This is a genomic window from Halobacillus halophilus DSM 2266 (assembly GCF_000284515.1).
GTDB classification, from domain to species: domain Bacteria; phylum Bacillota; class Bacilli; order Bacillales; family Halobacillaceae; genus Halobacillus; species Halobacillus halophilus.
Genome location: NC_017668.1, coordinates 3,155,859 through 3,169,198 on the forward strand (window position 1 = coordinate 3,155,859; position 13,340 = coordinate 3,169,198).

The window sequence follows — 13,340 nt, forward strand, 5'->3', positions numbered from 1 at the left end:
CTACTTTACAAAATGTCCTCGCTGACGAAGTAATTCTCTATGGAGATCAGGATTCTCTTCAAACCCGGCCCTGCCGTGAAGCCAAAAACGATTATTCAGCATTACTAAATCTCCAACTGGAAGTTCCAGTTCAATGACCCCTTTTGAGTTTTCCATAGATTGAGACAGTTCTTTCAGATACTGAGCCTGAGCGATCGTTTCTGGGAACACAAACTGATCTATAAAACAGATGCAGGGACCATTATTCCATTCATAGAATGGTTTCCGCTGTACATCTTCCGAGACGTTTTTACTGGCCGGAGCCTTATAGGTGAAAGGATAGGAAGCAAGTGGCTGATTGTAAAAGTAATCAAACTCTTCCCATTCATCAAGGTGCAGCAATCGAGAGCTTCCTCCAACTGCATTTTCTTCCTCCATCTTCATCATGAGCAGCCAGTCCGTCGGCTCATCCACATAGGTTCCATCCGTATGAAGTGTAAAGCGACGGTATGCCTGACGAAGATACGAATCACTGTCATCCGTATGCTTCACAGAGAAGCGTGCATAGTATTTTTTTGACATGGCATCAAAGTTTGGAATGCCCGCCAGGTGCGACAAGGCCGTGGAGAATTTCACATAGTCCTGAGCATCCTCCGTACGCCCTTGCAGTCCCACTGTAAAACCACCGGAATTCCGGTCATGAAGAAGAGTCCGGATCGTGTTTCCAAAGTCCTGATCCACTAAGTTCAGCAGTATATTTGCTGTGATAAACCGCTGGTAAGGAATATACTCCAACTGCTCATCACTAATGGCTTGAACCTCCTGCAAAAACTGATCAATCACCTGTTCTTCAAATTCAATATGATATAAACGATTATGCTTTGGATGCGGCTGAATAGAATATCCTTGTCCTGTTATTGACGGAAGACTCTCTTTCTTCATTTCTACTGCACACATATTAATTTCCCTCCATAATAATTGTAGTAGTAAATTTTTAGGGGCCCATAAAAATCAAAAAAAGCCAGTCCTCTTCCATTTAAGGAAGAAAACTGGCTTTAAACTGCGAGTTAATCTCTGGCGCTGTAGAGATTAGACAGTTTTAACAGTTACGTTATCTGCTTATTGTACTAACGTTGCAGCCGGACAATGAAAGGGGCTTCCTTTCTATGGGGCTGCTTTCTATAATCTATCCTATCGATGTTTTAATATTCTGTCAATGGATAAGGAAGAGTTGTTATGATTTATCGCAGTTAAAGATAGAATAAACTGCCCGCGGATCATTATCTTTTCTCTGTTATTATTAAATTAACATTTAAGACGAAAAAAATCAGTGCTGAATTTAGATTCAATAGAAACAGGCTGATGGTAGGAGGGACTTATGATGAGAGTAGTCTTTGCTCCAGATTCTTTTAAAGGAAGTCTGACTTCCGTACAAGTATCAGAAATAATGGAACAAGCTTTTCTCGCCGTCGATCAAGATGCAGAAACAATTCTGAAACCGATGGCTGATGGCGGAGAAGGAACGCTCGAAGCTCTGTCTAAAGCCTCGGATCCTCAAAAAGTGAGCCTGACATGTACAGGTCCTCTTGGTGAAAAAGTCGAAAGTTCGTACCTCGAATTTGAGGATCGAGCTATTATTGAAGGAGCTGCTATTGCGGGATTACCCCTTGTTCCTGAAGCACAGAGAAATCCTGATAACACCACTACTTATGGGATCGGTGAAGCAATTTCGCATGCTCTGAACCGCGGACATCGTGAGCTGATGATCGCCATTGGAGGAAGCTCCAGCAATGATGGAGGTCTTGGGATGCTGCAAGCTCTCGGAATGAAGACGTTTGACGACGAGGGTAAGGAAACAGAAGGATTCGGAAAAGATCTCTTCCATATTAAAAGGATTGATTTTTCTTCGATCGATTCCCGATTAAAAAACACAACCATCAGGGTTGCGTCTGATGTTGATAATCCGCTTACGGGGCCTAAAGGGGCGAGCCATGTTTACGGACCTCAAAAAGGTGCCTCAGAAGAACAGGTGCTTACTTATGACCAGGCTTTGCTTGACTACGGAACACTTGTCGAAAAAGCGAGTGGTAGAGCGGTCATGAATTCGCCTGGAGCCGGAGCTGCAGGCGGACTGGGCTTTGCTTTTTTATCTATTGGAGCATCACTGGAATCGGGAGCCAGACTCATCTCAGAAGCTATACATCTGCCGGAAGAGATACAAGGGGCTGACCTCGTTGTGACCGGTGAGGGGCAAAGTGACGAACAGACGATGTACGGAAAAGCTCCAGGGTATGTGGCAGAATTGTCGAAGCAGCACAATAAGCCTGCCCTTCTCCTGTCAGGGAGTTTAGATGGAGATTACGAGGAATTAAATCAAGTTTTTACAGGATGTTTTTCGATCGTTCCAGGACCTCGAGAACTAACAGAATGTATGAATCATGCGGAAGAATATTTGTTTAAAGCAACAAAGCAAGTGGCACGTCTCATATTAAGTTTTGCAAAGTAACAGGAGAGCCTCGCACTTAATTAATATGGAGCTGTTTTAAATCAACTATAAAGAGAGAGACGTCTAAGTTACTAGACGTTTTTTTCTTATAACGACTTTCCACTATAATAGTCTTTTTATACCACAATCCATTATTTTCAGAAAATAAAGATAGTTAAAAATACTCTGTATATAGTTACCTCCATTTCCTATAATTGGATATATTACACCTGGGAGGTATTTTATGAAGAAAAAACACGTAATACCGGTAGCTGTTCTATCATCTGCTTTGTTTATGGGGACCGTTTCACCAGCACAAACACTCGCTGTAAGTCCAAATGCCAATACAGAGGTTGTTCAGAAGAAAGTACATAGTGAAGGTAAAGGAAAACCATTCTTCGTTAAAGAAATGCAGGCAGAAAAACAAAAATCAGCAGATAGCAAAGCTGCGAAGGAATTCTTAAATAACAATAAAGCGAAGTTCAATATGGATAAACCCGAGGAAAGTCTGGAATCCGCTAATGTTACGAAAGATGAATTGGGAATGACACACGTTAAGCTCCAGCAGAAGAAAAACAATATTCCTGTCGAAGGTAACGAGGTTACCGTGCATTACAGCAGCGATAATCGCGTTCAATCGGTTAGTGGACAATTCAACGAAGCGATTGAAAAAGAAGGGCTTCCTTCCAAAGCTTCTCTATCAGCTTCGGAAAGTATAAAACTCGCTAAAGAAGCAGTTAAGGCTCCGGACCAACTGGTAGAGTCACCAGATTCAGGGCTTGTTTATTACTCGTTTCAAGGTGAAAATCATTTAGCTTACAAAGTAAATGTGAATTTCCTGGGTGACAATCCAGGGAACTGGTCTGTTTATGTCGATGCGAATTCTGGCGAAGTTATCGATCAATACAACAAAATTATGCACGCACAGGATTATAAAGCATCCAAGGGATCCGGAATTGGCGTGTTAGGAGATCACCGTAAGCTTCACATCACACATAAAAACGATAAATCCGTTCAACAACCGGGAACAAACTTTTATCTTTTTGATAATTCCCATGAAGACTTGGAAGGGATCTACACTTATGATATGAAAAATCAATGGGGCGACAGTGATGTTCAGTTCCCTGGGGTTCTTTTCAGCTCTCCAAACGCATCATTTAAAGATTCTTATGATAGTCCGGCTGTAGATGCACACTACAATTCTGAACAAGTTTACGAGTACTTCCTGGAAGAACATGATCGTAACTCCATTGATGGAGAAGGCATGGCCATCAAGTCCTCAGTTCATTTTGGCCAGGATTATAATAATGCCTTCTGGAACGGGGAGCAAATGACCTACGGAGACGGAGATGGCGAATTTTTCGTACCTCTATCAGCTGGTCTAGATGTAGCAGCGCACGAAATGGCGCACGGGGTTACGACTTACTCCGCAGGTTTGAAATATCGCTTCCAATCCGGGGCGCTTAATGAAGCCTTCTCGGATATCTTCGGTGCTTTAGTAGATGAGGAGGACTGGGAAATCGGAGAAGACATTATGGCAGAAGATGCTAGAGAGTCGGGTCGTACCTCCCTTCGTAGTCTGAGCAACCCTAGTAAGTATGCAGTTGGGGAAAAATATACGCCATATGGAGATGGAAACGGGAAGTATCCTTCCCACATGGACGAGTACTATGATCTTCCTATAAACCTGGATAATGGCGGTGTTCATATTAACTCTTCCATCATCAACCATGCAGCCTATCTAACAGGCGAGCAGATTGGTAAGGATAAACTAGGGCAGATTTATTATCGTGCACTAACGGTTTATCTGACTCCAGATTCTGACTTCAGTCATGCGAGAGAATCCTTGATTCAGTCAGCTGTAGACCTCTACGGTGATAATAGTGCCGAAGCCCAGGCCACAGAAGATGGATTGAATCAGGTCGGTATTACCGAATGATAATTGAATGAAAAATGAAGAAAGGCAGAGGTTTATATAACCTCTGCCTTTTTTGTGCATCAAGCTTATGAAGTTGTAACCTTACGTTTCTCTCGAATGACGGCATTAATCGCTTTACGGTTTTTCCAGACAAACTTACCCGCTTCTTCCCGCTTCAGTACACGCTCACCTTCGTCGCAATAATCGATGCCCCGGCCGTGCGCCGTGATCAAACCATCACGATAAACCATCAGTGTCCAGTCTCCGCTCCGTTCCTTGTCCGAAAACACTAGATAGTGCTTGGCGCCCTTTTCATCGTACTGTGCGAAATCACAAAAAGACGACAACAACTCTTCAATATCCCGTTTAGTTTTAATAGTCATCTTATTCCATCCCTTATTTTTCGTTTCTTTCATTATATCATATGACATTTTCATTTCACTTCTATCTACAAAACACTTTAATAAGCTACAGAATTAGACGAAAAGGTAATAGATTCGGATGGAGTAAAACTCCTTGTGCTTCAGCATTTTGCCATTACCCATAAGTATGAATGGCGTGTTAGGATAAGGTATGAAAGGATAGGATAGGCGTAAGCAGGGAGTTTATACATAGGTAAGTCATAGGTAGATAAAAGGCAATGCTTCCACCCTTAATTGCGGAAGCATTGCCTTTTATTTCTCCCAAATAACCTCACCCACTTGCGCACCTAAGTGCCGTCCGGGCTTATCCTTGATCCCGAGCAGGCGGTGGCCAACTTCCAGACTGAGTAAAGGAAGTTCTCCTTCATCCTCTTCCATCACATAAACACTCGAGGACTTTTGCAGCGTAGCTGAGATCGTCCCTTCTTCCGTCTGACATTCAATCCTTAGAAACGGGCGTTTCTCTACCTTCACGCGTCCAAGAGGGAGTTCCCGATCCTCTTTTCCAGATAACAACAAGCTTTCTCCAGGGTTCAGTTCATGTAAGTAATACGTTTTTTCCTTTTGATATAAGTATTGATGAAACGCGCCGCAGTTAATACGAAATGGACGCGGCGGATAACCGTCCGACTCGCGGTTTTCGGAAAGTACCTTCACGTAACCGTGTCCTGTATTTCCTACATAGAGCCCGTCTTCCGGGTCGAGGACGTCGATGAAATCTAGACAGACTCTCATGCCTTCACCGATTCCCTCAATCTTCGTTACTTCTATATATTCATTTTTGCTAGTCATCGATTGATTGGACCTCCCTTTTCTTAATAAATCAAGTATATCAGAACCATACAGTCGTCTCGAAGATGGAAAATTCAAATAAATAGTTGTCCTCAGAGGTTCGGATGTGTCATGGTTAATAAAAAGAACAGAGGTGATTGGATGACTACGTTATTGGAACAAGCACAATCCATGCAAGCGAGTTTGACCCAGTGGCGACAATATTTACATCAAAACCCGGAGACAGGGTATGAAGAATACAATACATCCCGATTTGTTCAGGAAAAACTGAAAGAATCCGGTTATGAACCTTACGTGATAGCGAAAACCGGGGTCGTCGCTTTGATCGACTCTGGAAACCCTGGACCCACGGTCGGGTTAAGAGCCGACATGGATGCTCTTCCGATACAGGATGAAAAAACGACAAGCTATGCCTCGAATACGCCAGGGAAAGCCCATTTATGCGGGCACGACGGGCACACCACTATGCTGCTCGGGGCAGCGAAGCTATTAAAAGATAACCCTCCTAAACAAGGCAGGGTCAAGCTTATCTTTCAGCCGGCGGAGGAAGCGCTGTTTGGCGCTCGAACGATGATCGAAGATGGTGTTCTTGAAAATCCTGAGATCGACGTGATGGCTGGTCTGCACGTCAATCCAGATTATCCTGTTGGGCAAGTAACCTGTGCTCAAAAAGAAGCCTGCGCAGCCGCTGACTTTTTTGACCTTGAGGTTATTGGAAAAGGTGGTCACGCGGCCCAGCCTCATAAAGCAGCAGATCCGATCAGTGTAGCTGCCGAAGTCATCAGTTCCCTGCAGCAGGTTGTCAGCCGCCAGGTGAATCCGTTGTCTCCTACGGTACTTACCGTCGGCCAGATTCACGGCGGTTCGGCGAACAATGCGATCGCTCCAAGAGTGTCGATTGGCGGCACCGTCCGCACGCTCGATCCAGAAGTGCGCGACTCAATCGAAGCGAAAATGGAAAGTATCATTAAAGGAATTACCCAGGGCTTTGGCATGGATTACCGGTTCCACTACCAATATTTCTATCCACCGCTTGTGAATGACGAAGATCTACTTCCTTCGGTGGAACAGGCCGTGAACAATGTATTCGGCCCTGGAAAATTTTCTGTCATCCCGCCTTCAATGGGCGGAGAAGACTTTTCCTTTTACGCCGAAAAGATTCCTGCAATTTTCTTCCGACTTGGAGTTAGAAATGAAGAAAAAGAAGCCATTTATCCTCTTCATCACCCGCAGTTTGACCTTGATGAGGATGCATTACCTTATGGTTCTGCGACTTTGACGCAGTGGGCGCTTTCGATGACGGAGGATTTAAGGAAGTATAAATAGTGTGGAATAGCTTGCAGAGATGAGATCTCTGCAAGCTTTTTATTTGTTAATGGTGGCAGCGGCGTTCGTAAACTGGTTGGGGGCTGTGCTCGCTCTCGATTGGGCCGTGCTCTCCCTCGCTCTCGATTGGGTCGCGCTCTCCCCTAATTGGGCCGTGCGTAACCTGAGCAGGCCACCGCTTCTTTATGATTATTTTAACCATTCCTCTATATTAGTCGGCATCTGATAAGTTCTTCCTTTTGTTTCCCCCTTCACCTCAAGATTTGTCCTGTTTAATAGTTTTCCCATCATATAGCGCGAGGGGACATGTAAAAAATCGCGACAAGCTTTATTAGTCATGGATCGGCCAAATAATAGGAAATAGTCTGCTATGCTTGATAATGAGCCTCGCTGGTACGAGCATCACAGTAGGGACATTCCCATAGCCTTCTAATTCTAGCCATAGCATAACGTTTGCACTTAGGGCATTGAACTCCCTTCTCAACATAGGTTTCGGGAATTGAAAACGCTCAGAGAATATTAGAGTAATAGGGACGATGGTTCTCTACAAGGTTTTCTGAAATGCGCCCGAGTTCAAAACTTTTCCTTCTTTTATATAAAGAATAAACCTCTTGAATTCTCTCTATGGTTTCTTCCAGGTGAGTAATGGGGATGGTTGGATCTGTTTGCAGATCTATATTAGTAGAAGAGCTGCTGAGGGCAACATGAGGAATAATCGGATAATCGTGGATACCACGAGCATGGAACCAATGCTCCAGCTGGAGTTTCTGGAGGTTCACTTGTGCGATGGGGTTCGGAAGTCGCTCTTCTTTGCCTTGTGAAATGTGTCGGAAAGGCTGGGATTTGCCTTCGTATATAATCGTTCCGGAGATATTTTTAACTTCTATAATAAAACCTGCGTGAGAGGTTAAAAGGAGGGTATCGAGTTGAAAGGTTTTGACGCTTGCAAGCAGCAGCCTAAGATCTTCGAATATATGAAAAGGGGTTTTGGGAAGAAATTCGAGAAAATAATCGAGCGCAAGTTCCCCGCGGTACCCCGCCCACCTCTTCTGAATGGAATGCTCTATACTTTTTCTTTTCTCATAGTTCTCTGGAATTCGGCGATATAAGGCCTCCTCCTGTCTTAATATAAGAGGTACGCTTCTTTTTTTACGATTCAATAGTTTCACACTTCCTTCTTCAATAATAAGTCTATCTCTATTAAATCCGTCTATCCTCTTTTTACCAACAAAAAAACGCACCCCGATGGATGCGCTCTTCAATTATTAAAACTCCTCATATTCTGCCGGATTCTGATCGTTCAATCGGCCATCCTGACGAGTTAATTCTGCAATCATTCCCATTTCAGAATCACTGAGTGAGAAATCGAATATAGATAGGTTTTCAAGCTGACGCTTAGGAGAAGCTGACTTCGGAATCGGAATCGCCCCAAGCTGATGATGCCAGCGTAAGACAACTTGCGAGATCGTTTTATTGTGCTCGTCCGCTATTTTCTGAAGCGTTTCATTATGAACGATTTCGTTAGCTTTCGCGAGTGGACTCCAGGATTCCGTTTTAATTTCATGTTCATCGTTAAAGATCCGCTGCTCTTCCTGATTGAAAAACGGATGAAGTTCAATTTGATTGATGCTCGGCTTTACGCCCGTCTCGTTTTCCAGCCGCTCCAGATGCTCAGGGAGGAAGTTACATACGCCGATGGAACGGATGAGCCCCCACTTTTTCGCATCGATTAAAGCTTGCCAGGCCTCTACATAATGATCCTGTTTAGGATTAGGCCAGTGAATCAAATACAGATCATAGTAATCCAGATCAGCACGATATAAGGATTCCTGAATTGCTGTAACAGCTTTATCATAGGTCTGGTAACGACCGGGAAGCTTCGAGGTTATAATCAACTCTTCCCTTGGAATGGAACTGCGGCGGACCGCTTCTCCGACGGTTCCTTCATTTTCATAGTTATAAGCGGTATCAATCAGTCGATACCCGGTATCAATGGCGCTTGTAATGGCTTGAACTCCAGCATTTCCGTTTAATGCGTAAGTGCCAAAGCCTATCGCTGGTAAGGTCAAACCATCATGAAGTGTAATAGTTGGAATACTCATAATCGACTCCTTCCTAAAGATGAATTCAGCGTATCACTTTAATGAATAATTTTCCAAATATTCGCTCGAATCTTACTCATTGTAAAACTATTATGAAAATATCTCTGAAACAAGGTTCTCGTTTATACCCAATACTGTTAAAATGATGGGATAGAAGGAAAGTAGGTGACTCCATTGAAAGAAACAGAAATCCAGGTATTAAAGATTATTGAGAAAAATGCAAACCTAAGCGTAGCTAAAATCGCCAAGATGATGGGAAAAAGTGAACAAGAAATCCAGCAGGTCATTGATGACCTCGAAGACAAAAAAGCGATCCTTGGCTATTCCACTTTGATTGACTGGGCAAAGGTCGTAGAGCACGAGGAAGTCACGGCTATGGTAGATGTGAAAGTAACACCGGCACGCGGGGTCGGTTTTGATAAAGTGGCTGAGCGTATTTATCGTTTTCCTGAGGTGAAAGCGGTGTATTTAATGTCAGGAGCCTATGATTTGTCCGTAACGGTTAATGGAAAGACGATGATGGATATCGGTAAGTTCATTTCCGAGAAGCTCTCGGCACTTGATTCCGTTCTATCCACGACGACCCATTTTGTCCTGAAAAGATACAAGCACGACGGCTTTATTCTGGAAGACGATGATGAAGATGATAAAAGAATCGTGGTATCTCCATGAGTAAAAAGTCGTTCGTATCGAAGCATGTGGAGAATCTGAAACCGTCGGGGATCCGCCGTTTTTTTGATGTTGCCGCCCAAATGGAGGATGTCATTTCACTGGGAGTCGGCGAGCCGGACTTCGTGACCCCATGGAATTTTATCGAGCAAAGCTTCCATTCGCTTGAGCAAGGCTATACATCCTACACGGAAAATGCAGGGATGATCGAACTGCGGAAAGAAATCAGCACGTATCTAAATGAGAATTTCCAGTTGGACTATGACGCTGCCGAACAGGTGATTGTGACGGTAGGGGCAAGTCAAGCCATTGATCTTGCTTTGAGAGCGGTGGTCGAGCCTGGTGACGAAGTCATCGTGGTCGAACCAAGCTTTGTGGCTTATGTTCCTACCGTCAGTCTTGCTGGAGGAACGCCTGTCACAATCCAGGCAGATGCTGATAATGAATTTAAACTCACCGCTGAAGCTATTGAAGAAGCCGTCACTCCAAGAACAAAAGCGATCATGCTCTGCAACCCGAATAATCCGACCGGCACCTTTTTAACAAAAGAGGAGTTGGAGCCGATTGCTGAAGTAATTGATAAGCACGATTTAGTAGCGCTGTCAGATGAAATATATGCAGAGCTTACTTACGATGCTTCCTATACCAGCTTCCCTTCACTCGCCGGGATGAAGGAACGAACGATTTTAATCAGCGGCTTTTCGAAAGCGTTCGCAATGACTGGCTGGCGCCTCGGTTATGCGGCAGGTCCATCCGATTTAATTGCGGCCATGGTGAAAATTCATCAATATACCATGATGTGCGCACCGACAATGGCTCAGCATGCAGCGCTTGAAGCCATGAAAAACGGACGCCCGAGTGTGCGGGATATGTTCGAAAGCTATAAGCAGCGTAGAAACTTTATCGTAACAAGTTTAAATGAAATGGGACTCGAATGTCCGAACCCTGGCGGCGCTTTCTATGCTTTCCCTTCCATTAAAGCCACCGGATTATCCTCCGCAAAATTTGCCGAGCAATTGCTCCACGAAGAGCAGGTTGCTGTCGTTCCTGGTGATGTGTTCGGAGAAAGTGGAGAAGGCTACATCCGCTGCTCCTATGCCACTTCCCTGAAACAGCTGGATAAGGCGATGGACCGCATGAAACGATTTGTGGAAAGCCGGACTCCGAAAACGGTAAGTCAGACATAAATAACGATGACAAAAACCACCTCCCCGTTACTCAGGGAGGTGGTTTTGTTTTAGTTCACAGGATCTACCGGGTTTTCTGGTGGAGCTTCTGGATCTTCAGGAGGATTCTCCGGATCTTCCGGCTCCTCAGGTTCCGGTACATCGTCGTAATTTTCTTTAGTCACACGTTTCGCACCTATGTATTTCGGCCCCCAGAAGCTGCTTGTCACGAGGTTTGTCACCGTCACTCCTTTCGACACTGTAACATGAACAATCTGCCCATTGCCTACATAGATCGTCGGGTTCATATAATTCGCTTCCAGAAAGACGATGTCTCCGGGCTGCAAGTCTTCTCTCGCGACGTCGTCTCCAATTTGCATCTGAGCATAACCATCGGCTGGAAGCTCAATTCCTTCCGCTTCCCTAAATACATATTGAACAAATTCAGCCGCTCCGAAGCCCTCTGGAGTCACACCGCCTGCTTGATATGGGGATTCACCTATGTATTTCGTTGCTTCTGAAACAACCGGATCTTCTTCCGGAATTCGTAAATTCTCGAATCGTTTGACCCCGGTAAATTTCTTCTGCCAATAGGAAGAACTCAGCGAAGCAATACTGATGCCGTAGGTTCTCGAAGAGTGGATGATTTTCCCGTTTCCTACATAAATGCCGTTATGCGAGATTCCTTCCCGGTATGTATTACTGAAAAATACAACATCCCCTACTTGAATATCTTCAAGAGCTACATCCTGTCCTACCTCCCACTGCCGATCCGTGGACCGGGGAAGATATAAATCTTTTGCATCTTCATAGACACGTCTCGTAAAAGCGGAGCAGTCAAATCCTTCTGTCGTTTCCCCGCCGAATAAATAGGGAATACCGAGATACGGCAGTGCCGCAGCTACGTATTCATTCTCAAGCGCGATGTCTTTTGGATAGATTAATTCATAGTTCACACGGTCCTCATACGTTTCCCCTTTATAAGTGAATGTTCTCGAATTTTCCCCTTCTTCCAGAGGCTCATTCAGATGAATGACAGCTGTTTCCTCATTGTTAAAAGTTGCCGAAATTTGATAGGCACTAATCGCCACTGCTTCCTCAAGCTCAAGGAATAAATCACCATATCCAAACTCGGTGTTATAGGATAGCAAGGCAAAATCACCACGGATCATCGGCTCATTTGGTTCAAATGTAGTTGTAGAGGTACCTGAAATCAGCCCATGTGAATATAAGACACGAAGATAGTCGGTGTACCAGGCCTGGTTATTCACATCTTCAAAAGGTAAAGCATTTCCTTCCTTCATTTCAAGATTGTAGCCCTCTACGATGATCTTGGACAACTCTGCCCGGGTAATATCCTCATTCGTGCCAAATAATCCATCGCCGTTTCCTACAATGATTCCTGCATGATACAGAGCATTGACTGCTCCTGAATACCATTCTCCTTGCTTCACATCCGTAAACGGAGCAGGAGGAGCATTTTCCGTATCTAAGTTTAATAGCCGGGTAATCATGAGCGCTGCTTCCGCCCTGGTAATTTCGGATCGATATTTAAATTCTCCATCTGTATAGCCCTGAACAATTTCTTTATCTGCAAGCGCATGGATCGGTTCATAATAGATCGTTCCATCGTCAACATCAGAAAATTGTTTGGATCCTGCATCCACTGTTTGCAGGGGGATAAGAAGAGCGATGGGCAATACAACCGAGGCGATCGCCCGTTTTACATATGTACGTCTGGTCATGGGAATCTCATTCCTCCTAAAGTTAATTGAAACGTCGATATTTGTCTCTAAAAGCTATATCGACTCGAATTGTAAAGTCTTCAATAAGCTGAAGTTATTTTTATGAAAATCACGGAATGAGGGAATAAAGACCTAGTCTGTTGGATAGAAAAAAAGACCGCCTCAATCGAGACAGTCTTCCATCGTTCCTTACCAGCTTTGATGCTTCCTTCCTCTACTCAGCACTCTTAAAATTTCTTCCTACCTTATGCTTGATCTTTTTTCTGTACCTTTTCACCGTCGACACACTGACCGATCGATCAGCGGATATCTCTTCCACCGTAAACCCTTGCAGCGTTAAATGAAGAATCTCACTCTCCAGGCTGTTCAGCTGACTGCAGTAAAATACATCATAGAATTGATTAAATTCCGAGGTTGGATCAGGAAAGAACCCCTTCTCTTTCGGATACATAATCGAGATTCGGTTCCTGTACTGCTGCTCTTTATGAATAATAGTTCGAAAGTGGTAATGTAACTGCCAGGTGAAATAAGTAGAAAATTTAGAGAGTGAAGCGTCGTAGCGCTGAATGCACTGCTCATAAACAAAGTAGGCATCCTGTATGTAATCCTCATAAGGAAGCGGCATACCTAACTGATGCAGTACATGATGCACGAGGGCATGATAATCTTCAAATGGACAAGGTAACTGGTTCATCATTTCTCTTTTCTATTGAATATTCAATCAAGTAGTACGCGC

At 44.1% G+C, this 13,340-nt stretch carries 13 protein-coding genes; 6 read left to right on the plus strand and 7 right to left on the minus strand.

Going from position 1 to position 13,340, the window contains the following annotated elements; translation table 11 throughout:
- Window positions 1–936 carry a glutarate dioxygenase GlaH gene (gene glaH, locus HBHAL_RS15600; RefSeq protein WP_014644427.1) on the minus strand — a complete coding sequence of 312 codons (936 nt, stop codon included), beginning with the start codon at window positions 934–936 and terminating at the stop codon, window positions 1–3.
- Window positions 937–1,360: 424 nt separating this feature from the next.
- Between glaH and HBHAL_RS15605 the strand changes: the two genes are divergently transcribed.
- Both HBHAL_RS15605 and HBHAL_RS15610 read left to right on the plus strand, forming a co-directional pair.
- The gene (locus HBHAL_RS15605; RefSeq protein WP_041601406.1) at window positions 1,361–2,485 is read left to right on the plus strand and encodes a glycerate kinase; all 1,125 of its coding nucleotides are present in this window, start codon (window positions 1,361–1,363) and stop codon (window positions 2,483–2,485) included.
- A 223-nt stretch (window positions 2,486–2,708) separates the two neighbouring features.
- Entirely contained in the window at window positions 2,709–4,403 is a 1,695-nt protein-coding gene (locus HBHAL_RS15610; RefSeq protein WP_014644429.1) for a M4 family metallopeptidase, read from the plus strand.
- Between the two features lie 65 nt (window positions 4,404–4,468).
- On the opposite strand, the gene HBHAL_RS15615 is transcribed toward HBHAL_RS15610, so the two are convergent.
- Both HBHAL_RS15615 and HBHAL_RS15620 read right to left on the minus strand, forming a co-directional pair.
- Window positions 4,469–4,798 (minus strand): hypothetical protein, encoded by a 330-nt coding sequence (locus tag HBHAL_RS15615; RefSeq protein WP_231853955.1) that lies wholly within the window; start codon window positions 4,796–4,798, stop codon window positions 4,469–4,471.
- A 258-nt stretch (window positions 4,799–5,056) separates the two neighbouring features.
- Complete coding sequence (locus tag HBHAL_RS15620) at window positions 5,057–5,596, minus strand: 3-dehydroquinate synthase II (RefSeq protein ID WP_014644431.1); 540 nt, start codon at window positions 5,594–5,596, stop codon at window positions 5,057–5,059.
- 141 nt (window positions 5,597–5,737) lie between these two features.
- Here HBHAL_RS15620 and HBHAL_RS15625 point away from each other — a divergent pair, with 141 nt between their 5' ends.
- Complete coding sequence (locus HBHAL_RS15625; RefSeq protein WP_041601407.1) at window positions 5,738–6,922, plus strand: M20 metallopeptidase family protein; 1,185 nt, start codon at window positions 5,738–5,740, stop codon at window positions 6,920–6,922.
- A 19-nt stretch (window positions 6,923–6,941) separates the two neighbouring features.
- Window positions 6,942–7,148, plus strand: a complete 207-nt coding sequence (locus HBHAL_RS21545) for a hypothetical protein (RefSeq protein ID WP_041601408.1) — start codon at window positions 6,942–6,944, stop codon at window positions 7,146–7,148.
- Between the two features lie 283 nt (window positions 7,149–7,431).
- Here the strand turns inward: HBHAL_RS21545 and HBHAL_RS15635 are convergent, their stop codons facing one another.
- Both HBHAL_RS15635 and HBHAL_RS15640 read right to left on the minus strand, forming a co-directional pair.
- The gene (locus tag HBHAL_RS15635) at window positions 7,432–8,184 is read right to left on the minus strand and encodes a nuclease-related domain-containing protein (protein ID WP_014644433.1); all 753 of its coding nucleotides are present in this window, start codon (window positions 8,182–8,184) and stop codon (window positions 7,432–7,434) included.
- A gap of 3 nt (window positions 8,185–8,187) precedes the next feature.
- On the minus strand, window positions 8,188–9,024 hold the full coding sequence (locus tag HBHAL_RS15640) for an aldo/keto reductase (protein ID WP_014644434.1): 837 nt from the start codon (window positions 9,022–9,024) through the stop codon (window positions 8,188–8,190).
- Window positions 9,025–9,198: 174 nt separating this feature from the next.
- Here HBHAL_RS15640 and HBHAL_RS15645 point away from each other — a divergent pair, with 174 nt between their 5' ends.
- Both HBHAL_RS15645 and HBHAL_RS15650 read left to right on the plus strand, forming a co-directional pair.
- Entirely contained in the window at window positions 9,199–9,696 is a 498-nt protein-coding gene (locus tag HBHAL_RS15645) for an Lrp/AsnC family transcriptional regulator (protein WP_014644435.1), read from the plus strand.
- A complete protein-coding gene (locus HBHAL_RS15650) occupies window positions 9,693–10,880 on the plus strand; it encodes an aminotransferase (protein ID WP_014644436.1) in 1,188 nt (395 codons plus the stop codon). Before HBHAL_RS15645 ends, HBHAL_RS15650 begins: the two co-directional genes overlap by 4 nt.
- Window positions 10,881–10,930: 50 nt before the next feature.
- Here the strand turns inward: HBHAL_RS15650 and HBHAL_RS20445 are convergent, their stop codons facing one another.
- Window positions 10,931–12,604: an NlpC/P60 family protein gene (locus HBHAL_RS20445; RefSeq protein ID WP_014644437.1), complete on the minus strand. Its 1,674-nt coding sequence runs from the start codon at window positions 12,602–12,604 to the stop codon at window positions 10,931–10,933.
- Window positions 12,605–12,818: 214 nt separating this feature from the next.
- Window positions 12,819–13,301 (minus strand): sigma-70 family RNA polymerase sigma factor, encoded by a 483-nt coding sequence (locus HBHAL_RS15660; protein ID WP_014644438.1) that lies wholly within the window; start codon window positions 13,299–13,301, stop codon window positions 12,819–12,821.
- Between the last annotated feature and the right edge of the window lie 39 nt (window positions 13,302–13,340).